The 26,078-nt window shown below is 47.8% G+C and carries 21 protein-coding genes; 7 read left to right on the top strand and 14 right to left on the bottom strand.

The annotated features are described in order from the left end of the window. Positions 1-27 precede the first annotated feature (27 nt). From pstC to EHO61_RS07950, 5 genes are all read right to left on the bottom strand, one after another. Positions 28-1,119 carry a phosphate ABC transporter permease subunit PstC gene (pstC, locus tag EHO61_RS07970; protein ID WP_135813100.1) on the bottom strand — a complete coding sequence of 364 codons (1,092 nt, stop codon included), beginning with the start codon at positions 1,117-1,119 and terminating at the stop codon, positions 28-30. Between the two features lie 17 nt (positions 1,120-1,136). Further along, positions 1,137-1,973: a phosphate ABC transporter substrate-binding protein gene (locus EHO61_RS07965; RefSeq protein ID WP_135813099.1), complete on the bottom strand. Its 837-nt coding sequence runs from the start codon at positions 1,971-1,973 to the stop codon at positions 1,137-1,139. A gap of 296 nt (positions 1,974-2,269) precedes the next feature. Next, positions 2,270-2,719, bottom strand: a complete 450-nt coding sequence (locus EHO61_RS07960) for an LA_3150 family lipoprotein (protein WP_135813098.1) — start codon at positions 2,717-2,719, stop codon at positions 2,270-2,272. Between the two features lie 18 nt (positions 2,720-2,737). Continuing rightward, the gene (locus EHO61_RS07955) at positions 2,738-4,441 is read right to left on the bottom strand and encodes a hypothetical protein (RefSeq protein ID WP_135813097.1); all 1,704 of its coding nucleotides are present in this window, start codon (positions 4,439-4,441) and stop codon (positions 2,738-2,740) included. Between the two features lie 532 nt (positions 4,442-4,973). Then, positions 4,974-5,174 (bottom strand): hypothetical protein, encoded by a 201-nt coding sequence (locus EHO61_RS07950; protein WP_135813096.1) that lies wholly within the window; start codon positions 5,172-5,174, stop codon positions 4,974-4,976. Positions 5,175-5,451: 277 nt separating this feature from the next. On the opposite strand from EHO61_RS07950, the gene EHO61_RS07945 reads away from it, so the two are divergent. The 3 genes from EHO61_RS07945 (at position 5,452) to EHO61_RS07935 (ending at position 7,853) form a co-directional block, all read left to right on the top strand. After that, positions 5,452-6,105, top strand: a complete 654-nt coding sequence (locus EHO61_RS07945; RefSeq protein WP_135813095.1) for a hypothetical protein — start codon at positions 5,452-5,454, stop codon at positions 6,103-6,105. 15 nt (positions 6,106-6,120) lie between these two features. Then, on the top strand, positions 6,121-7,104 hold the full coding sequence (locus EHO61_RS07940) for a hypothetical protein (protein WP_135813094.1): 984 nt from the start codon (positions 6,121-6,123) through the stop codon (positions 7,102-7,104). 467 nt (positions 7,105-7,571) lie between these two features. After that, positions 7,572-7,853, top strand: a complete 282-nt coding sequence (locus tag EHO61_RS07935) for a hypothetical protein (protein WP_135813093.1) — start codon at positions 7,572-7,574, stop codon at positions 7,851-7,853. Here the strand turns inward: EHO61_RS07935 and EHO61_RS07930 are convergent. Then, positions 7,847-9,535 carry a putative bifunctional diguanylate cyclase/phosphodiesterase gene (locus tag EHO61_RS07930; RefSeq protein WP_210415319.1) on the bottom strand — a complete coding sequence of 563 codons (1,689 nt, stop codon included), beginning with the start codon at positions 9,533-9,535 and terminating at the stop codon, positions 7,847-7,849. The genes EHO61_RS07935 and EHO61_RS07930 overlap by 7 nt on opposite strands. Before the next feature lie 438 nt (positions 9,536-9,973). Here EHO61_RS07930 and EHO61_RS07925 point away from each other — a divergent pair, with 438 nt between their 5' ends. Further along, entirely contained in the window at positions 9,974-11,110 is a 1,137-nt protein-coding gene (locus EHO61_RS07925) for an alkane 1-monooxygenase (RefSeq protein WP_135813092.1), read from the top strand. A 69-nt stretch (positions 11,111-11,179) separates the two neighbouring features. On the opposite strand, the gene pepN is transcribed toward EHO61_RS07925, so the two are convergent. Genes pepN through EHO61_RS07910 form a run of 3 tightly spaced genes read right to left on the bottom strand, consistent with a single transcriptional unit; the run spans position 11,180 to position 15,615 of the window. After that, positions 11,180-13,708 carry an aminopeptidase N gene (pepN, locus tag EHO61_RS07920; protein WP_135813091.1) on the bottom strand — a complete coding sequence of 843 codons (2,529 nt, stop codon included), beginning with the start codon at positions 13,706-13,708 and terminating at the stop codon, positions 11,180-11,182. Positions 13,709-13,761: 53 nt separating this feature from the next. Next, positions 13,762-15,021, bottom strand: coding sequence for an MFS transporter (locus EHO61_RS07915; RefSeq protein WP_135813090.1), 1,260 nt, complete (start codon positions 15,019-15,021; stop codon positions 13,762-13,764). A 12-nt stretch (positions 15,022-15,033) separates the two neighbouring features. Beyond that, complete coding sequence (locus tag EHO61_RS07910) at positions 15,034-15,615, bottom strand: NUDIX hydrolase (protein WP_135813089.1); 582 nt, start codon at positions 15,613-15,615, stop codon at positions 15,034-15,036. 104 nt (positions 15,616-15,719) lie between these two features. Between EHO61_RS07910 and EHO61_RS07905 the strand changes: the two genes are divergently transcribed. From EHO61_RS07905 to EHO61_RS07895, 3 genes are all read left to right on the top strand, one after another. Further along, positions 15,720-17,735, top strand: a complete 2,016-nt coding sequence (locus tag EHO61_RS07905) for an ATP-dependent helicase (RefSeq protein ID WP_135813133.1) — start codon at positions 15,720-15,722, stop codon at positions 17,733-17,735. 4 nt (positions 17,736-17,739) lie between these two features. Continuing rightward, entirely contained in the window at positions 17,740-18,384 is a 645-nt protein-coding gene (locus tag EHO61_RS07900) for a tetratricopeptide repeat protein (RefSeq protein WP_135813088.1), read from the top strand. A gap of 125 nt (positions 18,385-18,509) precedes the next feature. After that, a complete protein-coding gene (locus EHO61_RS07895) occupies positions 18,510-20,654 on the top strand; it encodes an LIC_12586 family protein (RefSeq protein ID WP_135813087.1) in 2,145 nt (714 codons plus the stop codon). A 15-nt stretch (positions 20,655-20,669) separates the two neighbouring features. Here EHO61_RS07895 and lpxB read toward each other — a convergent pair whose 3' ends face one another. From lpxB to EHO61_RS07870, 5 genes are read right to left on the bottom strand one after another with little or no spacing between them, the layout of a single operon-like run. Next, entirely contained in the window at positions 20,670-21,956 is a 1,287-nt protein-coding gene (gene lpxB, locus EHO61_RS07890; protein WP_135813086.1) for a lipid-A-disaccharide synthase, read from the bottom strand. Further along, a complete protein-coding gene (locus tag EHO61_RS07885; protein WP_135813085.1) occupies positions 21,904-22,758 on the bottom strand; it encodes an LpxI family protein in 855 nt (284 codons plus the stop codon). Before EHO61_RS07885 ends, lpxB begins: the two co-directional genes overlap by 53 nt. 2 nt (positions 22,759-22,760) lie before the next feature. After that, positions 22,761-23,003 (bottom strand): FmdB family zinc ribbon protein, encoded by a 243-nt coding sequence (locus EHO61_RS07880; RefSeq protein WP_135813084.1) that lies wholly within the window; start codon positions 23,001-23,003, stop codon positions 22,761-22,763. Positions 23,004-23,032: 29 nt separating this feature from the next. Beyond that, the gene (locus tag EHO61_RS07875; RefSeq protein WP_135813083.1) at positions 23,033-24,463 is read right to left on the bottom strand and encodes an SH3 domain-containing protein; all 1,431 of its coding nucleotides are present in this window, start codon (positions 24,461-24,463) and stop codon (positions 23,033-23,035) included. Positions 24,464-24,484: 21 nt separating this feature from the next. Then, positions 24,485-26,071, bottom strand: coding sequence for a TolC family protein (locus tag EHO61_RS07870; RefSeq protein WP_135813082.1), 1,587 nt, complete (start codon positions 26,069-26,071; stop codon positions 24,485-24,487). Between the last annotated feature and the right edge of the window lie 7 nt (positions 26,072-26,078).

The following is a 26,078-nucleotide window of genomic DNA, read 5'->3' as shown; positions in this document are numbered from 1 at the left end:
GGTAACCGGATTCGTTCAGGATTTTCGTCAGGAGCCGTGGAATTTTTTCATTAACCGCTTTTTGACGTACAGTTCGGTGACTGCATTCAGCGAAAAAGTGAATACGAACAAAAGGACGCCTAATAAAAACAGAATATTATAATGATTTGATCCCCAGATGACTTCTCCCATTTCCGCTCCGATCGTTGCGGCGAAGGTTCTGGACGGATCAAAAACTCCGAAAGACATCAGCGGAGCGTTTCCGGTAGCCATAAGGGCAATCATGGTCTCCCCGAAGGCGCGGCCTATGCCTAAAAGAATCGCAGCAAAAACTCCGGGAAGGGCGGCGGGGAGCATGACCCTGTAAGCGGTCTGCCACTCGGTAGCCCCTAAAGCCAAAGAGGCTTGTCTATAGGATTGGGGTACGGTATTTAAAGCGTCTTCGGCTACGGTGAATATGATCGGGATCACGGCTATGGATAGACCGATTCCCCCCGTGATCGCATTCAGCCGAAAGTCCAAATCGAACACCGATTTTACCACCGTCGCCACGTCCATGAGGCAGAAAAATCCGATCACCACGGAAGGAAAACTGGCTAACAACTCAATTGTGGGCTTTATGAATTCGCGGATCCGCATGGGCAAAAAGAACGTTACGTTTAACGCGGCCAAAATTGCCAGGGGAGCACCGATTAAGATCGCAATAAAAGTTGTCTTGGCGGTTCCGACGATCAGAGGAAGGATCCCGTATTTCGGAATGGTGGAGATCGGCTGCCAAACGGTTCCGATCAGATTTTCCCATAGAGAAGGTTCTTCGCTAGGAGTCTCTTCTTTTGCGGAAGTTTTAGGGCCCAGGTGGATCTGTCCACCCCCGTCCGGATTGTATTCGCTCGGAGCATCCGATCCATAAGAGGTCGGGGCTTCTCCATAGGAAGAGGGCGCCTGGGGCTCGCTTGAGATTTTTGCTTTAGAAGGAGAAAAGAAGAGGGAAGAAGCTTCCTTAAAAACGAACAAGAAGATCAGAAAAATGAGCAAAATCGAAGTCGCGGCCACGGCCTTGATCGTAAATTCCGCAAAGATATCCACTCTTCGCTTTTGAGGATGGAGTAGATATCTCAAAAGAGATTCGAATTTGCTCATTAAACCTAACGACTATCTTATTTCTTTTTCAAAGGAAAGTAGCCGACATTGTGAACCACTTTCTGGCCCTCTTTGCCGATTACCCAATCCACGAACTTCTTGATATCGTCTTTCGGTACTTCTCTCAGATAAAAATATAGGTATCTGGAAATCGGATATTTGTTGGAGAGGATATTCCCTTCGGTAGGAAGTTCCGGCTTGGATTTATCATCCAACGCAACGGCGACTTCTTTTACTTCGGAAGCATAAGCCGCTCCGCCGTATCCGATTCCCCATTTGTCCTTACCGACAGCATTTACTAGAGCTGCGGTTCCTACCATATGCTGGGCAGCCGGATCGAAATCCTTCTTCTCCAGAACGTGTTCCTTAAAGTATTCGTATGTTCCGGAGTTGTTTTCTCTACTGTAGAGTATGATTTTATGATCTTCTCCGCCTACATCCTTCCAATTCGTCACCTTTCCGGTGAAAATATCCCGGATTTGGGCTAGGGTCAGATGGGAAACCGGGTTCTTTTTATTGATATAGAGGGACAATCCGTCTACAGCTACTTTGATTTCCACTCCGTTGGAGTTGTATTTTTCCTTCAATTGGTGGATTTCTTGGGGCTTTAAAGGACGGGAAGAGGAGCAGATGTCGGTGGTTCCGTTGATCAAAGCTGCGATTCCGGTTCCGGATCCGCCTCCGGTTACTTGGAACTGAACTTTTTTATCCGGATACGTTTCGGCCCATTTCTGGACGAGGATGACCATAGTGTCAGATCCCTTGATGGTGATCGTTTTTTTCTCTTCGGCAAACACTGAGCCCGAGACTAGGATTGCGGTGATTGCTACTATTTTTTGGAAGATATTTTTCATTTAAAAAAAGGGCTCTCCTTGATGGCAGTTAAACTTACATCGATTTTATTACAAACTGATTTCCGAGGAATTAAGATGATATTACGCACCGGAATTCTCGCAGAAATCGGCATTTCTTGCGGTTTTAAAGGAAAGGACGCTCGGGAGTACACCCGTTATCCGATCCGGTTTGACGTCAATCCGAAAAAGCAGGATCGACAAGAGTGGGCCAAAAATCGAGCCCCGAAGGGCTCTAAGTTTGGTCAGAAAATGAATCTGTTTTTTTTTCGGACTCCGAGAGCGCCCAATGGCGATTTTCAGGGAAATCCGGCCGCTCTCCATTGCGCCTGTTTGCAAGCGGAATAGTTCGGGTCGCAGTAATATACTTTAAACGCGAAATCGGATCCGATTGCAGGAATTCCTCCTCCCGTAAATCCGAGGTTGGAGGTTCCGGAAGCGCAGGTGCTAGAGCTCGTATTCTGTTTGTGGAAGTCGTTGTTTGCCGCGCTTCCTCCCAGGACGATATTGAAGTATGCGGTGGGAGAAATCGCAGGTCCGCTGGCTCCCCCAGCCGTAAAGGTATCGTAGCATTTTCCGGTGTACGAAATTCCGTCCGTGGTATCGAATACGACAAGGGAGTTTTTTCCGTCGGCAGTCTGCGCTCCCGCTAGGGCGAGCAAAAGTGAGCTGGTGTCCTCCTGGTGGCTTTTGCAAAAGGAGCTAGAAGCGAGAACCAGGGTCAACATTAGCAATTTAAGATATTTCATAAGTGTAAACCTTTCCATCTATTCTAAACGGGTGTCCAAATGATCGGGAGACGTGACGCCGGTCCAGAACGTAGCTTGTAGTTGAAAATAGACCGTCTGGTTGTTGATCCGGGCCGCAGAGCCGTTGTTCGGATTCACGCCCAATTCCAATACCGGGATCTGGTAAAAGAGTTGCGCCTTGAACAAATGCTTGTCGCCGAAAAAGTTCAACCCCGCCCAATAGTATCTTCTGTAATCGCTCGGATCCATGTGGCCGTTTCGGTTAAAATCTCCCTGCATGTAATCGTAACGGAAGACGGGCATGAGCCAAAAACGTTCCGTGATCGGGATATTGTAACCTATCGTTTGCTGCCATCCGATCATATTGTTAGAAGCGGCTCCGGTAAATTTCGTATATGCCCCGCTGAGATAAAAGCCTCTCCAGCTGAAAGTATAATCGACCGTATTTCCCGTCAGGTCCAGTCTACACCGACCGGGGGTGGTCTGGTTGCTTTGGACGTTGTAGTTTCCGTTGGTCCCGCAATCCGGAGTGGTTTGAGGAGTCAGCATGGTGACGTTTCCGTACCCGCGAGGAACCCCGCTGTCGATGGCGAGAGTGGATCCGGGGGAACTGCTGAAGCCCACGTTTTTGGTCTGCATCCTGGCCGCTCCGATGGAAAGCTTGGCATCTCTCACGAAGATTTCTTCGCCTTCCTGCCAACCCACGTTAGCTCCGTTCGGTTTCATTAATCCGCCGAAGACGTTCCATTGAGCCCTGGCATAATAAGTCGGCGAGGTGATCAACTGCTGGTTTCCGTCGAACGTATAGGTAAGATCTTGGCGGCGTCCGTTTCCGAAGTCCCCGCCGGCTCCTTTTCCGTTTCCTACCATTAAGTTAACGGTCAGGTGTTTCTCATACTTTCCGTCGAAATAATCCTTTAAAGGGGAGAGTTGGATTCCGACTCCATCGTCGAACTGTGGATAGGCCTGGGTAGTATAGGAACGCTCCAGCGCTATGAAGTTCGCCGAAGACATTAGGTATTCCCGTTGGAATTGCGTCGGCAATTGCCCAAGGCTGACTCTCGCTCCCCAGAAGGGTAGGTTGAAAAAGATGGCCGCCTCTTGGATAAATCCTCTGGCGTCTTTTAACGAAACGGAAGTGACCTGTCCAGCCGCGTTTGTGGAGCTGTTCAACTGAGGGTTGTTCAGCATGTTTTCTCCGCGGATGTTCAGGACGGCTCCCCACCAGGAACTTCCTTGGTACTGCATACCCAAGCGCAAGCGCCGGAAGTTCCAATCCACGGAACTGAAATCTGAATGCCCGTTGTTGAAATTCGATCCTTCCTGAGCGGAAACGCCTCGGAACTGGATCCGACCCGTGATGGTCAGTTTTTCCTTTTGAGGATCGACAGGTCTACTAGTCAGGTGGTTCGGGTACGGATTGAATTTAGGATCATGCTTGTTGATTCCCTTATTCAGCTTACTCGGAGTCCGTCCCACTCCCGGTTTCGTAAATAACTGTCCGTCCTGGTCTTCGTAGATCGTAAATTCTTCCTTTTCTTTCGGCTTCTCTTCGGGAGGTTTTGTCGGGGCAGGAACTGCCTGTCCCTCGGCCGCTGGAACTGGGGTCCCTTGGCTGAAGAGAGAGGAAAATCCTACAAAAACGGATCCTAAGAGAAGGAAATGGAGAAAGGAACGACTAAAAGACGGGAGGTTTCCTCCAGCGCTTCTTTTGTTTTTCATGTAGAGTTACCATTTGCTTTTTTTTTGCACTCCGTTTGGGAGGCGGTCTTTGATAAAAGGAGAATGGAAGCAAAGGGTTACGCTTGGATTACGAATGAGCTAGCATTCCATCACGAAGTCCAATTTTTTCGGAAAAAAATTCCAAATCTTGGACTTTTTTAATTTTCCAATATTTTTAGCCGATTAAAAACGGGAATTTTTAGAATTCCAAAAATAAAAGATGGAATCCTAAAAATACACAGAATTCCAAAAATCTTGGAATCCTTTATAAAATGCGCCGCCAAATAGGCTGGTTTTACCGTAAATTTTTGTTTGCTAAGAAAATGTAGATCGAAAAACTTTCTCTTGTCCCTGCCAGTCTTCCAAAATGGTTCCGCTCTGTGCTTCCAGACGGTGGAAATTGCCGTCGAAATGTGCCATTTAGAATATGAAAAATATTTATAAAATAGTTGTATGATTTTTTCTTTTTCCAAGTATGGCAAAAAAATGCGATCTATGGAACGGTTGGGTCTTTCCGAAAACCCGGCTGAAATTACGAAAAGATCCTGTAGATCCCGAGAAGGCGTTTGTTGGAATCGAAAAAATTTCTGGTATCTCTTTGCTTGGCGTCTTTTTCCGCTCTGACGGCGGAGGAAGGATCCTTCTTTGATAAAACGGGAGCGGTCGGATTTAGAATTACGGAAAATACAGTACATTCCGCGACAGCGGCCAACGCATTGGCAATGACAGCCAATAGCAGCCCTTGGGCAATCGCAACTAGAAATTATAGCGTAACGATGCCCACTTCCACCTCGTTTCGAGGGAAGGGGCTAGAGTGGGAAACTTCGGTTCGGCATACGGGGCTCTTACGGAGCAATTACCTGCTCTCGTATTCTACGCTCGGTTCTGAACATATACAATCTCCAGCTTACAGTTCCTCCAGATCAGGAGGTACTTTGTTCAGTCCCGGGACTCCAACGCTCTTTCAAGATTTAACGGTTTCTGACTATTCTAAAAATAGGCTAGATAGTATGAGAGCGAGTTGGGGAGGGGACTTCTTGATTTTTAACGATTCTAGAAACAGATTTTTGGAAAATTTCGCACTCCGGTTCGGATTGGAAGCGTACCAAAATCAAACACGCTTGGTTTCGAGTTTTAGTATGTCCTACGATTCCTTAACTATCGCAAAAAATCCTCCTATTCCTTCCGGCGGGGTGGATCCGGTTACGCGGGACCGGATCGACTATCGGGAATTCTTCGGTAGCGTCCTTGCAGGATTGAACTACGCGATCGTATTCGGGAATAGCAGAATCGATGTCGGAGCAGAATATTTTTCCAGCTTCTACGGAGACAATCGTTTCGACGATCATACTCGTACGTTTGCAGCAATCGGATCGAACTATTTGCCTCTTGGCGGTCACATCAAAGTGGTTTCCCAAGGAAAAATAGAAGGGAACAGATTCCAACTCGGCTATTTGTGGAATTTCAACGAATCTTCGTTTGTGCGTCTTTCCGGGGTAGTTAGTAGCGCAACCCATTCGACTACGCATGGGACGGCAACCCTGGATCCTTTTCTCTACTCAATAAATTTCCTGTCAGGCAATTTTATTTCAAATGTAGGGACTAAGACGAGCGCTAAAGATACGAGGTCTCAGATCGGGATCGAATTCGGTTTCAGGTACTGACTTAGGAGAGAAAGCATGAAAACAGGACCCAATATAAGCTATTTTGCAAGCGCATCCGCATTTATTTTTTTGATAGCGACATTCAACTGTGCGACCGTTCCCAGATACGACGAGGTCCATACATCGGCAAAATCTTCGTTGAACGATGCGGACGTATTTTTATCCCAGAAAAAAAACGCAGAGGCCGCGGAGCTGATCCGGGCGGTGCTGAAGATCTATCCCGAAAACGAGAGGGCCAAGGCCTTGTATGAAAAATTGCCCCCTCAGTACAAGGAAGCGGTTTCGGAAATCTACTATCTCGGGCCGAACCGAGGGAAACGAGAAGCGGAGGAAAGCGGTCTTTTGGCCAAGTTCGCCTGGTATCTTCCGGATAGAATTTTAGATTTTCTGGACATCTTCAGCGTGAATGTGAAAGTAGGGCCCCAGTTCGGAGTGAGCGCCTGGGTAACAAGAGGGTTTCAGGTCTCTCTTTACGCCGGAAATACGGTCCAACTAGGTTGGTTTCAAAAAAGAAATCTAGGTTATACGGAGGAATTGTCCGCAGAAGCTGGGCTTGGACCGATCGTTCCGATTTCCATTTCCGGCAGGTCTATGGGAACGGGAAATAAGGACGCGTACGAGTCTTTCGTCTTCCACAGTCCTCGCAAAAAGATCTATCAGAACTACAGAGATTATTGGGGCACGGGAGTAAAAGCCGGTGCAGTCGTAGCCGGATTGGAAGCGGAAGTGCATTGGGTGGAATTCTTCGATTTCCTTGCAGGGATCTTCACCTTCGACGTACTAGACGATGATATGGCAAAAACTCGTCCCCTGAATATAACCTCGGAACAGGAAAGGAAATTGTATCTCTTAAATACTGCGGATAGGATCCTGCATCCGGCGGAAATCCGAGAGATTCGCAGGGAATTTCCGGATTTGAAAGATTCTGAAAAGAAGGAGTTTCTCTCTCCGGAAAATCAGGTAGAGAAAGGTCCGGACAAAAATACGAAGAGAAGGTAATAAGTGTCTCGCCCTGCGGGACCGATAAGAGTTTTACTCTTGTTTGAATGATGATAGGGTTTCCAAAAGGTCGGGCTCTTTTTTTCCTATTTGTATTTGCGGGATGTACGTACCGATCCGTACAAAGCTCCGGCCAAATCCGAAAAGATTCCCCGGTGGGGAAGAAAAAGACGGAATTGGTCCTGCTCTTGAAAGGGGAGTATTGCTCGGAATTCTGCGGACAAACGGAGAGGTCCGACTTGTGTACTGAGTCTTCCGATTGCAAGCGAGCGGTCACGGGTTGGTTCCGAGCAGAGCAGTTCGAGGATCGGGTTCGGTTTTCCTTCCTCCGATATTATCCTAAGCGGAAGTGGGAATTTTTATCGGGTATATCGGGACGTTTAGCCGAATTTTGCCGGGAGGAAAGTAATGGCTGCTTGTATGGGACTTCGAAAAATTCTAGCGGGTTCGAAAAGGTTTCGAGCAAGGTGGAAATCAAAATAGACGGGTTCGATCGTGAGATGCATTGGTCCTTGGTTCTTTCCTCGTTTAGTCTTCTGGTACTTCCCGGTTATTTTCAGGAGAGGCTCGATTTCCGGGTCTTTAAAATGATGGACGAAAACGGAAAGATGCTCCTTCCTGCGGTCGACCGCGGGGATAGTCTAAGGCATTGGTTCGGTTGGATTTTCTTTGTATGGGGTCCTATGGTTTCGGACTCGGTCGAGGATCTCTTTTTTTCGGAATTGAAAAAGATCCTATCCGATCATTGATTCGCGAATTCTATCAAATTTTCGAAGGAGATCGGACGACTAAAATAGAACCCTTGGACCTCGTCGCAACCAAGATCCCGAACTTTTCGCAGCTGCTCCTCCGTTTCGACCCCTTCCGCAGTGATTCTTAATCCCAAACTTTTTCCTAGGGCTACGATGGTTCTGGAAATCGCAAGGGAGTTGGAATCCAAGAGGATCCTTTTTACGAAAGACTGGTCGATTTTTAAGGTCCTAAGAGGGAGCCGGCTTAAGTAAGCCAAGTTGGAGTAGCCTGTACCGAAATCGTCCAAAGAGATCGCTATGCCCCAGGAATGCAGTTCGGTAAGTAGTTCCATAGCGGAAGTCATATTCGTGATCAAGCTAGACTCCGTGATTTCCAATTCTACATCGTCCACTTCCAATCCGAATTTATCGATGGAACGCAGGACTTTTTTAGGGATCTGAGGGTCTTCCAGCTGTTTGGCGGAAAGATTGATGGAGATCCGAAGAGGGGAATATTTGGCCTTTCTCCATCTGGACAGATCCTCCAGGGCCTTTTCCAACACGAATTCTCCGATCTCCATAACGAACCCGGATTCTTCCGCGATCGGAATGAAGACCGACGGGGAAACGATTCCGAGATCTGGGTGCTGCCATCGTACCAAGGCTTCCGCGGAAACGGTTCTTCCGGTTTGCAGGTCGATCCTAGGTTGGTAATTCAGGAAGAGTTGTCCTTTCGAGATCGACTGCACTAGATCCTTTTCCATGAGATATTTTTCCTTCATCCTCGTTTTCCATTCCGAGGAGTAGGATTGTACTTTTGCGATTCCGGATTGTTTTGCTTGGTTGAGCGCCGCTTCGGATTTGAAAAGAAGTTGGTCCGATGACTTGCCGTCGAACGGAAAAACCGCGATACCGGCTTTGGTTTCGGAAGAAATCGTTTGGTTCAGGATTTGGATTCCGGTGGATGCGGTTTCTTGGATTTTTTTCGCCCATTCCTCTGCATCCAGCAGACTCTTGCAATCCGGAAGTACAGGGTAAAAGGAAAATCCTCCGTCGCCCGTTCTGCCGATCACCGTGTCTTGCCCGAGAAGTACTTCCAACTTTTGAGCAAGGGCTCGCAAGTATAGGTCTCCCGTATGAAGACCGAAATTGAATCGGATCTCTTTGATCCGTGTGACTTCCAGGGAAAGTACGGGAAGGCTCACGGCGTTTTCCCTTTCCGAGAGTTCCTTTAGCGCGACGGAAAAACGTTCCAGGAAAAGGTTCCTGTTCGGAAGTCCCGTTAGACCGTCGTAGTCCGTAAGATAATGTACGAGCTCGTCCAATTTCTTTACCGTTCTGCCGGTGTCCTTCATTAGGATTCCCAATTCGTCCTTGTATTGATTGGGGAGCTCCGGCAATATTTTTTCGGTTATGTACCGATTCAAAGAACGGGAAGTGTAAGCGATCGGTTCCAGCAATTTATTCAAAAGGAAGAGTACGACCAAGGTTCCGAGGAAGGTGGAAAAAAAAGTGGTAAGGAGCATCCGAACCGCTTCTTCCTCGTTAGAGGATCGGTACATCGCCGCGAATAGGATCAATGCGAATAACGGTACGTGCATGCCTAAAAAGGCGACGGACAGGATCTTGCTGGAATAGGATTTTAAAAAACGGATTCGACTTAAAAAAGAATAAAGACTGAAATCCCGAAAATGATTCACAAATACCTCGAGCGATTTGGTTTTGATTTTCGAATCGATTTTCTGGCTTTTTCGTTTGGCGGAACCGAACCGGTTCCGAAGCCATCGTTTTCGGATTTGATTCGATCACAAGATAAAAAATTTCCTGACCCGTCGAGTATGGCTTCCGGCGTACTCTCTTTGTGCTAGTCCGATCCGGGATTCTAAAAGTTAGAAGGCGTTCAAACCGTTCTTTCCCCCGGGGAGCGTTTCCGAGAAGGATGCCAAAATGACGGAATCATTTTAAAACTCGGACACACCTCTGATTGGGCCGGAGAGAATCTTCGAAAAATTCCGTGAAATTCCTTCCTCCTTGGATTTTTTTCTTGCGGGAGCTTGGGTTTTTAGATATAAATATCAAACGTTCGAAATAAAATAAATCCGCCCTGCTGCGGATCTTAGCGAATTGAGGTAGAGTGTATGAGTATCTGGAAGAGGTTTACGTTCCTTGTGGCGTTTACGGTGCCGGCGATGACTGTCGTCGGCTATTACTTGGGGGGAGGTTGGAACTTTCTCACCTTCGGGGTGGTATTCGGTGCTCTACCCATTTTGGACGTACTGCTGGGTTCCGACCCTTCGAATCCGGACGAAGCCGACGTTCCGGAATTGCAACAGGAATCTTATTTTCGTTGGATTACCTATGTCTGGGCTTGGGCTCAGATTGCATTGGTTCTTTGGGCCTTGTGGGAAGTCCAAACCAAAAGTCTTTCCGATTTGGAGTGGTTCGCTTTCGTTCTTTCGATCGGTCTCAATACCGGGGGGATAGGAATTACCGTGGCCCACGAGTTGGGGCACAAGAATACCAGGATAGAGCAATGGTATTCCAAATTCATTCTGATGACGGTATGCTATATGCACTTCTTTATAGAGCATAACCGCGGTCATCATGTGAACGTCTCCACCGACGGGGATCCCGCCAGCAGCAGAAAGGGAGAATCCTTTTATTCGTTTTATCCTCGTACGCTTTGGGGGAGCCTAAAGGACGCCTGGCTACTGGAAAAGAAACGTCTGGAAAAAAAGGGGAAATCCGTTTGGGTTTTGGAAAACGAAATGATCACTTCCATGATCGTTCCCGTTCTGTTCATCTGCTCCGTGATGGGGATTTTTTATGTCGTTACCGGCGAACTTCGCTGGAGTGTTTTGGCTTTCTTTTTGGTGCAGAGCTGGATCGCTTTTTCCCTGCTAGAGCTCGTGAATTATATAGAACATTACGGTTTGAAAAGAAAGGAGCTTTCCCCCGGGAAATTCGAAAAGGTGCTGCCGATCCATTCTTGGAACCAGAACTTCGCGGTTTCCAATGCGTTCCTATTCCAATTGCAGAGGCACTCGGACCATCACGCAAACGCAGGCCGTCGTTACCAAAGTCTGAGACACTTCGAGGAAAGTCCGCAGCTTCCGTACGGGTACGAAGTGATGGTATTGATCGCTTTGGTGCCGGCGCTTTGGTATAAGATCATGGATTGGAGATTGGAGGAGTGGGAGAATAAACATTACGCCGCAAAGGAAGTAGGTAAGGAAAACGGAAAAGCGACAGGGAGAAAGGCGGTTATCGCTTAAACGAATTCGTTTTTTATAATCCCGCCGAAAGGGCGAACGGCCCGAAATGAGGTCCGGAGAGGACCTCTTTTATTTCGCGAATTTTTCCAATATCCTAAGAGTCCGTACGAGGTCGTCCCGTTGTTGTTGCAGGTCCTTTTTCAGCAACTCCGGGAGTTTCGGGTGGGAGTCTAAAAAATCTCCGGTCTTGCGCAACAAGGCAGGATCGGGTTCGAAAGAGGGAAATAGATTGTGACCGAAGGCGCCCGAAAAATGGGGATCCCGCTTTTCATAAATCGAAATTACGGAACGAAAATATTCCTCCACGTAAGGTACTAACAAGTCCTTCTGGTGGTCCCACTGGAATCCTCTCATTCCGAAACGCAGAAAATCGGTGGAGTCACCTTCCTGCGGAGACAGAAATCTTTCCCAGGCTTCTTTTTTCGTTTTCGGATCCGGAAACGAAACCCTGGCTAGAAACGCCTTTTTGCTCCCTAGATCGGAACCGTCCTTTTTTTCCTCCTCCGAAAGTAGTTCGAAGGCCTCTCTGTCCCCGAATGCACTGAGCCTTGCTAGGATTCCCCATCTTCTTTCTTGGTCTATGGGTAAGCCCGGGAACCTTTCCTTACCGTTGAACAGAGATTTTAATGTGTCCAATTGGGAAGGGTTTCGGGAGGTTCCTTCCAGAATCCGGTACCAAAGGATCTGTTCCTGTTCCGAATTGGAGGTTTTGGCCAATTCTCCTTTGGCCACAGAATTCAATTTTTCCGACCAATTTCTTTTTTCCGTTTCCGGAAGATAATTCGAAATTACGGTCATCGCTTTGGTAAGTATATGACTGTTCCGCACCGAAAGATCCGGTTCCTTCAACCCTTGCTCGAAGACCAGATCCAGGAATTCTCTCGGAGATAGTTCCGCGTCCCGGACCATCTGCCAGAGACTCCCCCAAACGATCCTGCGGGAAAAACGATCGGGCAACGTGCTTAAACTTCTTTTGAGTAAAGGGAGAGACTCTCGCGGAAGGTAGGTCTTAGCGTACGCGAAATCTTCGGTGTTTAAAAGAAGTAGATCCTCCTTTGCAGGTAGGAGATCCTCCTCCATTACGGTTTCCTTTCCTTTGATCAGGATGCGTTTGCGTTTTAATTCCGTTAGCTTGCCGTTACTTTCGCGATAAAGGGCTGCTTGCAGTGCGTGGGTTCGGAAGAGTCCGTTCCCTTCCGAAGGGCTTTGTAGTAAAAACGCCTTTCCGGATTTTGCGGAGGGGATCAGAGTATTGACTCCAGTCGTTTCCAACCATTCCCGACTCCACCCTCGGACATCGATTCCGCTGACCTCCGACATGCAATTCAAGAAGTCCTCTAGTACGGTGTTTTTTTCCGCGTGCCGTTTGAAATACAATCTCATGGCGTCCCGGAATTTGTCCTCGCCCACATAGTACATCAGTTGTCTCAAAACGGACGCTCCCTTGGAATAGGAAATCCCGTCGAAATTACTGATCGCTTCCAGAGTATTTTCCGCTTTGCCGGCGATCGGGTGGGTCGTGGATAACTGGTCTTCCCTGTAGGCCCATTCCTCCCGTACATAAAAATGTTCCAGCGCATCCGAAAAAAGTTTTCCGTGGGACATGGAATAATAGGAAAGATAGTCCGCAAAACTTTCGTTCAGCCAAAGGTCGTTCCACCATTTCATCGTGACCAGATTTCCGAACCACATGTGCACCATCTCGTGGTAAATCGTGTTGGCTCGATTCAGGTATTCGGAATAGATTCTAGGACCTCTGAAAATGTAACTCTCCGAAAAAGTAACGGCTCCCACGTTTTCCATCGCGCCCATGTTGAATTCGGGAACGAAGATCTGGTCGTATTTTCCGTACGGGTAGGGGACGCCGAAATAATTCTGCAAAAAGGAGAAGGCCTCCTTCGTGATCGCGAAGACGTTCTGGGCATCCATGTATTTGGCGAGAGACTTTCTGCAGAAGATCCGGAGAGGAATATCTCCCGCCTTGTCTTCCCAGACCGCGTAAGGTCCGACGATCAATGCGAAGAGGTAGGTGGAAAATCTCTTCGTGGGAGCAAAGCGGATCTTCTTTCTTCCTTCTCCTAAAGTCTCCTCCTGCAAGGGAAGAGTGTTATGAATGTAAGTCCATTCGGAAGGGCCCGTCACTTCCAGGTCGTAAGTGGCTTTTAAGTCGGGCTGGTCGAAGGAAGGAAAAAGTCTATGGGCTTCGAAAGGTTCGAAATCAGTGTGCATGTATTCCGAGGAATCGGCGGGATCCTTGAATTTGTGAAATCCGGATCCGGTGTGGTCGAAGGAGTTTCGGTATTTGATCCTGAGTTCGTTCTTTCCCGACTGTAAAAGTTCGAAAGGGAAGACGAGACTGGATTCCTGTTTTTCGTAACCTGTTTCTTCCCGGCCGTTCAACCAAAGGACTTCGATCTTCTTGGAAACGAAATCGACTTTGAGTCTTCCTTTTTTTCCTCCGGAATATACGAAGCGAAGAACCGAGTCTCCGCCGTATTCCTGGGACCGGGACTCCAGTTCGAGTTTGAGGGAATAGGAAACTTCGGAGATCTGACTGGAGCGGAGAAGCGCTTCCTGCTGGGTCAATACGTTATCCATAAATTATCCCCTTTTTGATTTTCGTCCGGATGGAACTTTATCGTGTCTTTGCCTTAGCCGGTCACGTCTTTTAAATCCAGTTTTCGGAGCCTAGGCGCGATCGCGGCAACCAACCCCACGGTGAGAAGCGTCATGGTTCCTCCGAACACGACGGAAGGTGCAAGGCCCATCCATTTTGCCATGACCCCGGATTCGAACGCTCCGATTTCGTTCGAGGAGCCGATGAAGATGCTGTTCACTGCGGAAACCCTTCCTCTCATGTGTTCCGGAGTATATAATTGCACGATGGTTTGTCGGATGACTACGCTGACCATGTCGAAAGCTCCGCTAGCGACCAGTGCCAAAGCGGAAAGATAAAAATTCCGAGAAATCGCAAACACGATCATACTCAGTCCGAATCCGAACACGCAGGCCAAGAGCAGGATTCCGGAATCTTTTTGGGGAGGTTTTGCCGCGATGAATAATGCGCAGAGTACCGCTCCGACCGCCGGAGACATTCTCAGAATTCCGTATCCTTCCGGGCCGAGGGAGAGTATGTTTTCCGCAAATGCGGGAAGAAGGGCTACGGCTCCTCCGAACAAAACCGCGAAAAGATCCAAAGAGATGGCTCCGAGAATGATCTGGTGGCTGAAGACGAATTTCCAACCTCCTGCGAGGGAAGCCAAAATCGATTCTTTGGGGCCGCTTTCCGGTAAGGGCTTGGAAGGAATGAACAGTAGTAGACCCAAGGCCAGGAACATCAGGGCCATGTCCGTAAAATAGGCGATCTGGATTCCGCTGAATCCGATCAGGAGTCCTCCCAAAAACGGTCCCAATACGGAGGAAGTCTGCCAAGCGATTCCGCTCCAAGTCGCCGCGTTAGGAAAGACTGCTTTGGGTACCAATTGGGTTTGGAATGCGGCCACGCTAGGACTCAAGAAACCTCTGGAGATGCCCGAGATGAAGATGACTCCGTAGATAGGCAAGGTTCCGAATTTCGAAATCACCCATTCGAATTCTCCTAACGTGAAAGCGAACAGGAGCACGGAACAAAGAGTCAGAAGGAGAAGGGACCAAACGATCACTTTTTTGCGGGGAACCTTGTCCACGACCAGACCGGAAAAAAAGGAAACCGAAATGGAGGGAATGGCTTCCGTGAGTCCGATCAGGCCAAGGCTGAGTGCGTCTCCGGTGATTTTGTAGATTTGCCAGAATACGATCGTAGATTGTAGGATAAACGAAGTGGTGATCAGGAATTTTCCCAGTACGAAATTCCTGAAATCGGAAATCAGCAAGGATTCGAAAGGAGATTTAGAGAAGAGCTTTTTTTTCATATGCGATCCGTTTTATTTTTTGGGAGGGTTTTTGATGAAGAACATTCCGAGGGCGGCGACCATCATTCCGTGGTGGAGGATATTTCGTTCTATCAGTTCGGGAATCTTTTCCAAAGAATATTCAAAAACTTCGATGCGTTCGCTTTCGTCCAATTCCTGGCCGTGACCGTCCGGGTGGACGTTTTTTGCCAGAAAGGTATGGCACCAGTTGTCGAATACCGCGGGATTTCCGGAGACTTTTCCCAGATATTCCCATTCTTCCGAAACATGGCCGGTTTCCTCGCGGAGTTCCGCTTGGGCCGATTCCAATAAGGTTTTTTTTTCCGCGATTCCTCCCGGGATTTCCAAAGAGTAACGGTTCAGTCCGTGTCTGTATTGGTCTATCAGCAGGATTTTATTTTCCGGAGTCAGTGCGATGATGTTTACCCAATCTTTCGAAACCAAATGGAAGAAATCGCGGGAAACTTTCCCATCTAGAGATTCCGTATGACAGGAGACTAAATCGAAAATAGGGGTGTGAACCAAAGATTTAGGCCGGTCTCGCTTCCAAAGGTTTTGATCCGGGCGGTACAGGTCGGGTTGAAATTCTTGCATAGATTGGCGTTTCTTCCAGGATTCGGGAAACCCGTTTGATTCGCAACCTTTGCCTGTACGAGGTTGACAAGAAGCGAAACTCCCGAATTATGTCCCATGATTCCATGAAGCTGAACTCTGAACAGGAAAAAGCGGTACGGACCGTACAAGGCCCTCTCCTCATCTTTGCAGGAGCAGGCTCCGGAAAAACCAGGGTCATCTCGAACCGGATCTCCCACATGATCCAGGACCATTCCATTCCGGCTTCCAAGATCGTCGCCTTATCCTTCACGAATAAAAGCGCTAAGGAAATGGGGGAAAGGGTCAGAAAGCTCGTGCCTAGGAGCCTTCTCAAAGGAATCGCGCTTTCCACATTTCACTCCCTCGGTTTGGGAATCCTAAAAAAGCATATCGAAAAATTAGGATACAAACTTCCATTTCTATTATTGAACCAAGCCGACCAGGAAGGCCTCATCACCGGGATGTTAGTGGCTCAGAAAATCGAACCGAAACGCGCCCAGGTAAGCGAGATTTTGGGGAAGATTTCCCGGATCAAAAACACCGGACCGGAGTTGCTGGAGACCTTTCAAGGCTCGATTAACGAAGGGGATCTTTCCGCCGCTTCGCTTTTTCAACAGTACCAAGATGCGCTAAAAGAACAGAATTGTATCGATTTCGACGATCTGATTCTTCTTCCTTCGAGACTTCTGAAAGACTTCGAGGAAGTCAGGGAGGAATATCACAAGAAGTTCCAGTATTTTCTCGTCGATGAGTTTCAGGACACTAACCGGACTCAGTACGAATTCCTACGAGCACTGATGGGATCCTCCGACAATCTCTGCGTAGTCGGAGACGACGACCAGTCCATCTATGCATTTCGAGGTTCCGATGTGAGCCTGATCCTAGGATTCGAAAAGGATTTTCCCGGAGCTACCGTGATCCGCCTTTTAGAGAATTATCGTTCAACGGACATCATCGTTTCCGCAGCGAATTCCCTGATCCGGAATAACTCCTCGCGCAGAGAAAAGGAACTTTATTCCAGAGTTCCCGGAGCCAGGAAAGTGAAATACGTGGAGCGCTCGGATGAAAAGGACGAAGCCGAGTGGGTGGTGGAGAATATCCGGGAAGAGATCGTCAAGGAAGCTCGTAAAGGCAGTCAAATCGCGATCCTTTTCCGGACGAATTTTCAATCCAGACCTTTCGAAGAGGCTCTCCGCGCTAGAGACATGGCCTACAAGGTGGTAGGGGGCTATAACTTCTTCGACAGAAAGGAAGTTCGGGATTTGATTTCCTATATCCGTTTGATTGCAAACCAAAAAGATGACGCGTCTCTATTGCGTATCATCAATTATCCGAAACGGGGGATCGGTCCCGGATCCATTTCGCTGGTTCACGAAAAGGCGGGACAGAACAAGGAATCCCTCTACGAGACCTTGTTTAAAGTCTGCGAGACCCCGGATTTTCTTCCGGATCTGAATCGCAAGGTAGCCTCCGAAATCTATAATTTCGTGAATCTTATCGAAAAATCCAAAAAGAAATTTTCCACCTCTCCGCGTCTCTTCTTCGCCTTGCGGGAATTAATCGGAGATTTAGGACTGGAAAAGGAAATCATCCTTGAGGAGAAGGAGGAAAAAGTCGCCAAAGCTAGAATTTACAACATGTCGGAACTGGTGAATATGCTCGCATTTTTCGAGGAAAACAACGAAACGGGCGAAAAACCGACGCTTTTCGACTTTATCAACCGTTTGGCGATGTTGATGGAAGACGAGCCTTCGGACGAAAAAGAAGATAACCGGATACAACTGCTTACGATCCACCAATCCAAAGGTTTGGAATTCGAGTCGGTGTATGTGGTCGGATTGGAAGAAGGGATCCTGCCCAACGGCCGAATTTCTTCCGAAGAAAACTCCGTTGACGAGGAAAGACGCCTCATGTACGTGGCCATGACCCGGGCCAAGGTCCATTTATGCTTGACAGGGGCCGCAAATCGACGCAAATTTGGGGAGCAATTGAGTTCGGAGCCTTCCCGGTTCTTAAAAGAGATCTCTCCCGAGACCCTAGACTGGCTTTCCAACGAGGAAACAAGACAACAAGAGACGGAAGATTTCCTCCAAGAACTCGAAAAATTGAAAACGGGATAATAAAATGAAGAGATATCTCGCTATACTGGTGCTGGGGAGCATAGCTTCTTTTTCGTGTGCAACGACTCAAAGAGAAAGTGCAGTGTCTGCAAACCTTGAGTCCCAGGTCAGAGCAGAAATCAAAATCATCGATTCGCAACTACCAGGGATCGGTATGGAGGACAAAAGGCGTTCCGAACTCCTCCTCCAGAAAGCAAAGTTATTACTTAAAATCGAATCCTTTAAGGAAGCCTCCCTCGTTCTGAAAGAGCTCCAAAGTTCCAAGGAAGGTAAGAATCTTCTCCATTTGGACCATTACCTCGGATCCGCTTACCTGGGAATCAACGATTACGGAAATGCGATCGTTCACTTTCGTAAATCCGACAATATAGATAGGGATTTCGAATCTACGAACCGCAGAAAGATGTGGGCTAAAGCGTATTTCGAAGACGAGAAATACGGCCAAGCTCTCGGGATTCTCGGACGTGCGGCAAGAGATAAGAATTTCGAGAAGGATCTATTCTATTACGAAACCGTCGTCGTCAGCTTCTATCGGATTAAGGAATACAAAAGATGCCAGATGGTTCTGGAAGAAGGATTGCAGAAATATCCAGAGAGCGCCGTTCTACGGGAGACCTCGGAAAAGATCGCGCAACTCCTGCCGCGATAATCCGATTTTCTTTTCCGTTTCCTAAAAATCCGTTTATCAAAAGGGACCGAATCGAGTTTCAGATTCCGGTCCCATTTTACATTTATAAACATTCTAGATTATCGTATCTCCGTGCAAAGACGGTCGTGGAGCAGCCGTATTTCCGCAAGATATCCGCTTTGATCGTGACGCTTCTTCTTTTATCCGTGGCCGTTAAGGAAGGAGCGGAATGGTATTTTGTGCACCGGGTTTTGGATTTGAGAGGAATCAAGGAACTGTCCCGAAATTTCATCAACGGGGAACTCGGACGAGCCGTGGCTTTAGGTGTCGTGGAGTTCGAATTTCCGAACCATGTTTTTATAGAAGACCTCAAGATCTCGAGCGAGGGCGATTTTGCCGCGCAACATTTGATCTTAAGGGCGAATAAGATCGAATTGGTCCTGCGCGGGCTTTGGAAAGGAACTCCTTCGGTGAAGGCGATCCGAGTTAGAAACGCGCAGATTTACTTGGATTTGGAAGATCGTATTTCGGGAGAAATCCTAGGATATATCCATAAGATCAATATTCCGGAAATTCTGCTCGAAAACACCACCGTGACTTTGGTCAAAGGAGGAAAGGTGCTCCTGGAGGAGGTGAGGGGAGTGGACTTTTCGATACGGAAGGACGGAAATCGGATCAACGTCGGAATTTCGGACTCCGTATTTCCTTGGCCCGGGTTGCGTTACGTAAACGGTACCTTTTCCACCGACGTCGGATCCAAAGGGATGTCTTTGGCTTTGGATTTTAGGAACGCAAGAGCGAAAGCGATCGGCGGATTATATTCCGAGCTGTCCCCGCTTTTACCCCGAAACGGCCGCATTTCCGGCAAAGCGTTTCTCGAAGTGGAGGACGGAATTTTAAAGGGAAACGGAAAGACGGAATTTTCTACGGTAAGCGGAATCGTAATGCAGGAACTTCCTCTTAAGGAGGAACCGTGGGAATGGAGAAACGTATCTCTCGATCATGAATGGGCCCGTTCCTCCGGAAAAGACGGGACATATAAAGAATATCATAAACTTATAAATAACGAAGATTCATTGGAACTTTCCCGCGAAAAAGGAACCAAGGGATTGAGAAATTGGGAATTGAAACTGGATGTGTCAGACCTGGACAGGATTCGGGATTTTTTACCGATTTCCGAACAGTTAGAGTCTTTCGGAGGGAGCCTTAGGCTGCTTTGTAAGGGAAAAGAAACCGGCAATTCCAACGATTGGATTCAGCTAGAAAGCGGATTTACTCTGAAACATTTCCGTTGGAAAGATGCGGAACTGGACCTGGAGGTGAAAGAAGGAAGTCTAAATTGGGATCGGAACGGCTCTTTCCGTATGGAAATGATCGGTTCCCAATTCGGTTTCCCCGCTCGCTGGACTTCCCGCGGGAAAGCCGGGTTTCGCAGGGCTTTTAAGGGAGACGGGACTCCGTATTATCAGGTTCAGGGGGATTTCGATACGGAGTTGAAAACGGATTCGATCGTGCTGGAGAATTATCTTCCTTGGTACAAACGGACGAGGCAGGAAGTAAGGGAAGAAGTCCGGACCAGAATGGAGAAGCTGATCCCCGAAATTCATTTCGTTCGCACGCCGGTGTATAAATATTTCCTGGAATTTCTCACCGGAAACCTTAAGATCGATGCAAAGGAGTTGCGTCTGAAATCCGAACTTCCGAATTTGGGGGCTTTGGCTCTGAATCTGAAGTTCGCGCCTTCGCAATCGCGGTTGGAAGGAAAGTTATCGGGAGTCGGAGAAGGTAAGCTCTCTTCCTATTTTACGTACGGAAACGATAATCCGTATTTCAATTTCGAATTCGAAGGAGCCGATCTTCCGTGGAAGCTCGCTTCTTTCCGGTTCTGCGGAAAGGATCTGACTCCGGAAAAAATTTCCGCCAAGGGAACGGTAAGATTCTTCGGAAATAATTTCTTGGACTTCCGGGATCATTTTAATATGAATTTGCAGGAAGTCCTTTTTAAGGGAGTACATTGGAGCGGGAACGCGAATTTTCCTCTTCCTCTGCAACCGGGATTCGATATGCAATTCGAATACGGAGACCCCGGAAATCCCATGTTGAAAAACCTAGTCTGGAAATCCGGAAATTTCAACGGGACCGGAAATGCCTACGGAGAAGAGAATTCCGATTTGCGCTATTCCGTCACGGGTTTCACTCAAACCACTTCCGGAGATTCCGCGTTTACGATCAGCTCGGTTCCGTTCTATTCCAAGTTCCGGGAAACCAGAGAGATCTGTGTTCCGGAGTAATGCCGTTAACGTTCCTTAGTTGACGGTACGTTTTTCCTTGATGAAATGAACGACTGCTTTTGCCGCGTTTCTGGAAGTAGCTTCGTCGCCTAAGGATCGTTTTACCGAGGAGATCTCTTCTATCATTGCATGTCTGTATTTTTTGTTCTTTAGGATCGCTAAGGATTCTTCGAAGGCCATTTCCGGAGTACATTCCGCCTGTATCAATTCCCGCGCGGTTTCCCTACCGGAAAGAATGTTCACAAGACCGATGTATGGAGTTCGAATCACCTGAGAAGCGATCAAGTAGGTCAGAAAGCTGACTTTATAAAGTATGACCATAGGTTTTTCGAAATAGACCACTTCCAGAGTCGCGGTTCCGGAAGCTACCAAGACCAAATCCGAAGCTTCTATCGCTCTCAGTGATCGGTCGAAACTGTACTCCACGTTCAAGTTCGGCGTAAGCGCGGATATTTTTTCGATGGAACGAAGGATAAACTCCTCTTCTTTCGCGTTGATGTTCGGGAGCAGGAAACGAACGTGTTTTTTTTCTTTTTCCAAAGCTTCGTGTAGCAATTTTGCGGTCTGCAAAAGCGTTTGCAGGATGCGTCGGATCTCTCCGCTTCTGGAACCGGGCATAAGCGTGACGATGTACATGGAAGAAGGTTTGTTTTCTCCGGTTTCCGGAAAAACCGCTTCTTTCTTGATCTTCTCCTTGATTCTCTGGGCGATCGGATGGCCTACAAAAACGCTTCTCACTCCGTATTTGTCGTACAATTCCTTTTCGAAAGGAAAAAGCACGAGCATCAGATCCACGCATTCCCGGATCATGTAGATACGATTGAATTTCCAAGCCCAAAGTTGGGGAGAAACATAGAAGATCACTTTGATTCCCAACGCCTTCAGCCTGCGGGCCAATCTGAGGTTGAATCCGGGATAATCGACGAGAACCGCGTGAGTGCAGGAGCGGGCCGTAGCTTCTTCCACGATTCTTTCCATCAGCGATTTCAGGAACTTGTATTTGAAAAGTACCGCGGTGAATCCGATCACCGAGAGTTCCTCCATATTTTCGATGGAGTCGAATCCTTCTTCCATCATCCTCGGTCCGCCTACTCCGAAGAAAGGGGACTCGGGATAGGTCTTTTTCAGTTCGTGGATGAGTTCCCCTCCTAGTAGATCCCCCGAATGCTCTCCGGCTAAAAATAGGAAGGAAGGCGAAGAATCGAACTTCCATTCCCCCGCACTAGCTCTGGGTTTTACGGAGGACTTTTTAGATTTCGGGGAGTCTTTTTTGGGTGCTGTTGATTTTCGAGAGGTTACCACGGCCGATACTCAAAATATGTATTTTTAATTTTTCGGCAAGGCGAATAAATTCCGGAGGATCCACCACTATGGTTTCTCCTTCTCTCAAGGAAAGGATTTCGCAGTCGCTTTCCTTCATCGTTTTCAAGGTTTCCACGCCGACGGTAGGAAGATCGAACCGGTCATCCTGACTTGGTTTGGAACTTTTGCATACGACCGCCTTGTCTTTTTTGGCGAAGGAGCCTCCGCGCCGAATGGCAAGATCCGTTCCTTCCACTGCCTCCACCGCCAATACGGATTTGTCCAATACGACGACCGTTTGGCCTATGTCTAGATGAGCGATTTTTTCCGCATATTCCATTCCGAATTCCACATCCGCTAATTGCCTTTTGTCCAGGGCTTTTTTGGTGTACCTTCCCTGCGGGAGAAGAAGGGATTTCAGATACGTTTTTTGGGAAAGGATTCGGATCCCTTCTTTTTCGAATTCTTCCGCCACAGTTTTGAAAATGGAATAATCGTGACGGTTTACCATTCTTGCCAGTAACGCGATCGCTTTCAGATCGAAATTCATACTTTTGAATATGATTTCTTTTTTGACCTTTCCCAAGAGAAGGAGGCGGTCGATCCCGTTCGCTTTACAGGATTTTAGCAATCCTCCTATTTTGGCGATGCGAATGGGAACGACCCGGTCCGGATACTTGCCGGGTGTAAAATCCGATTCCGCAATGGAAAGAAACAAGGGATCTTCTCCGGCCGCTAGGGCCTCGCGCATTCCGATTTGCGGAAGGTCTCCTCCTCCCGCTAAGATTCCTAAACGGCCCAAGATCAGCCGGAGGATTCCGACGAACCGGACGAGGAATTGGAGGAGTTAGAGGAATTTCCGGAAGATTTATAATCCGTGACGTAGAATCCGGAACCCTTGAAGATGATTCCGCCTCCGTTCGAGATCAGACGCTCGACTTCCCCTTTACCGCAAAGGATGCAGGTTTTTATCGGATCGTCCTTCATGGATTGGAAGTATTCAAAAGTTTGACCGCAGTTTTTGCAGCGATAGTCGTAAGTAGGCATAGTTGAATCTCCTAATATAATTCCCGCCCTTAAAAATGAAATTCGAACCGAAAGGCCGCTAGATTGGAATCGGAACGTTTTTCCGGCTGAAGAAGGCAAAGTTTGTATCGGGTCTCTTCCTCCGGAGTAAAGTCCTCTTCCGGGTGGATCCCTTGCAAAGCCACGGTCTCTCCCACGAGCAGAGAAGCTAAGGCGGCTCCGGAATTCGAAGATGAAATCGCGATCCGAAAACGGCGTTTTCCGGATGAATTTCCCGTAACATATCTATTTCTGTTAATCGAAATGCTGTCCCGTTCGAGGTCGATCTGAAATCCGGATTTCCAGGATCCCGGTTGTCCGGCATAGAGTCGAAAGATAGGAATCGGCTCTTCTCCGCTCAGACTTGCGGAGACGAATTCCAGGTAACGAAAGGGTTCTTCCACCAACCTGCAGATCTCCGTATATTTTCCGTTTTGGGATCTATACAGTACGATTCCGTAATCTCCATCGAGTGCGATCTTATCGGTTTTCAAGTATTCTCCATGAAAGCCGGGTGGCGGTTTGTTCGGCTCCCAGAACGCAAAGTCCCAAGCAGTGCTTTTTTCCGATTCAGAAAATTTAGCCAACATTGTCTCCGCTTTTTCCGAAGGGTAGGGATCTTCCGTAGTAAAGGTGGAGAAAATCCAACCGGTGATGGAGAGTTCCGGAACATAGACTTGAAGCCAATTTCCTTTTTTTCCTCCGATCGTTTCCGAACGAGGGTCCCTGTCCAACACGTACAGAGTCAGATTTTTTTTCAATCGGGCGCGGCCCGGGTTCTCCGTTCCGGGCCCGGTCCGAAGATTGGTGTTTTCTCCGGTGTTCTTCAGTCTTCCCGTATAAAATACGGAATCTTCCTGAGAGCTCAAAAATCCGAGTCTCTCTTGGGCTTCCCTTTTATCCGATTCGGTTAGAGGAACTTCACGTTTGAGAGACTTCCTCAGTACGACAGAATATTTCGCGCCGAGAACAAGAGGATCGGATTTAAGGAATTCCTTCAGGTATTTTAGAAAATTCGATTCTTCTTCCCAGTCGGATGCGGATTCCAATCGGAACGCCAAAGCCTTTTCCCGTAAAAATCCGCCGCGTGGAAGTCTGGCCAAAAAAACATCTTCGAAGACCGGAAAGCCTGCGCCTTCTCCCGCGGAAAGGAATCCAATTTTTGTAATATTGGAAAATCGGGTCGCTTCCTTGTTTTGCTCCGCCGGGTCCAATTTTTTTAGGTCTGCGTTGAAGGAGACAAGGGATTGGGAAGCGTAGAATAGATCGTAAGGGGAGGGTTCGGAAAGGGTTCCCACGGAACGGACCACTTTTTCCCATTTCCCTTTTTTAAAATTCTCGTAGATCGTGTCCGAAGGCTTAGGCCAGAACTTCCAAGCCAGGACGATCAACAGGATCAGGACCGCGATCCCGAAGAGAGAAAGGAAAAATCCGCGCTTCAAAAGTGGTTTCGATTCTCCGGTTTATTGAAGATTCGGAAGCAGTTTATCCACGTCCAAATCGAAGCGTTCCAACAAAGTATTTTTCGCAATGTAATAACGCATCAGATCGATATTGAAGTTCACTTTCGCTTGGGTCAGGCTGAGTTGGTCTCTTACCAGAGTGTCCAACGCGTTTTTTACGGAGACGGCATCCATCCTTCCTTGGCGGAAAGATCTCAGAACCCCGTTGTAATAATTTTGGGATTCGCGTTCCGTGATGATTGAGTTCTTATAAATCCGATAGCTCGCTTCGAGAGAATCGATCCTAGTACGGACATCGTCCCGCACTTGGTTCTTGATATCCTGTTCCTGAAGGTTGGCTTGTTTTACTCCGATCTCGGAATCCCGACGACCGGCATAGACTCCTTTATCGAAGATAGGATAAGAAAGGGCCACTTTGGTCTGGTAATCCTTGTATTTTAAGGAGCCAACCCCGTCCGCCGGATCGGTATAGTTTTTTTCCGGAGAAACGAGGGTTTGCGCTTGGGATGCCGCATAACCGGAAACCGTCAAGCTAGGAAGCTGGTCATTCTTAGCGTTCTTTAAGAGAACTTCCGCAATTTCCTTTTGCCGAAGTGCGTTTTGGTAATCCGCCCTTTTTTGGTACGCGACGGTAAGGTCCGCCGCATAATCCGGCTTGGAAGGGATGTCTTCCAAGAGGTCGGTTTCTTCCGAGAGCTCGGTATTATCATCCAGTCTTAAGTTACGAGCCAACTTTCTCTTCGCTTCGTCCTTTTGTACGATTGCGGTTTCCAACTGGCTATCCGCTTGAGCCAGAAGGGAATTCCACTGGTTTACCTCGAAGGATTCGGACAATCCCAAGCTTTGCTTACGCATAGTGAGGTTGCGTATGTCTTTTACGTTTTCTTGAAGTTTTCTGTACGTCTTTAGGGAATGCAGTTTGATGGAATAATCCCAAAAATCCAGGAGAGCGTCCACGATCGCCTGCGAAATCTGTTGGGAAACCTGGTTTCTCGCGATTTCTCCCTGCTTGGTCAGGATTTTTTCCTCATTTCTGCTCTGTAATCCGAAGGAATTCTTCAACAGGTCTTGGCTAAACGTGAGACGGATAAAGCCGGTATACAGAGGAGGAAGACCTAATCCGGAGAAACTCGCGGTAAACGGGTTGCTCTTGTCCTCGAACGCGTTGGAGTCGAATCGGGTGTTTCCCGCTTCGAGTTTGAAATACGTCCCGGTGGTCCGGATGGTTTTTTCGATCCCGCCCTTGATCGTATCGTTGGAGATTTTGTTACCGGTAAAGACGTTGTTTTGGTTGAACGGCAATATGGTCTGGTTGAACGAGTTATCGCTCACGATTTTCCAAGAATACTTGGATTCGGATTTTAAAAAACCGGAGTCCGATTTTACCAATTCGAATCGGAGATTCTGTAGGTTGAAGTTGCTTTCCAAAGAGCGTTTTACCGTTTCCTCCGTGGAAAGCTTCAACTGCTTCGTGACCGTTTGGGCAGAAATCCCGAGTTGGGATAGGATCAGAATCGTTCCATAAGCGAACGCCCGACCGGCCAAGCCGATGGAAGAACGTTTCGAATTTTTTTGGCGCTGGTTCATATAGACC

It is taken from the genome of Leptospira fluminis (genome assembly GCF_004771275.1).
GTDB classification, from domain to species: Bacteria; Spirochaetota; Leptospiria; order Leptospirales; family Leptospiraceae; genus Leptospira_B; species Leptospira_B fluminis.
The sequence above is the reverse complement of the archived record's forward strand: the minus strand, read 5'-3'. Positions and strand labels throughout refer to the sequence as shown.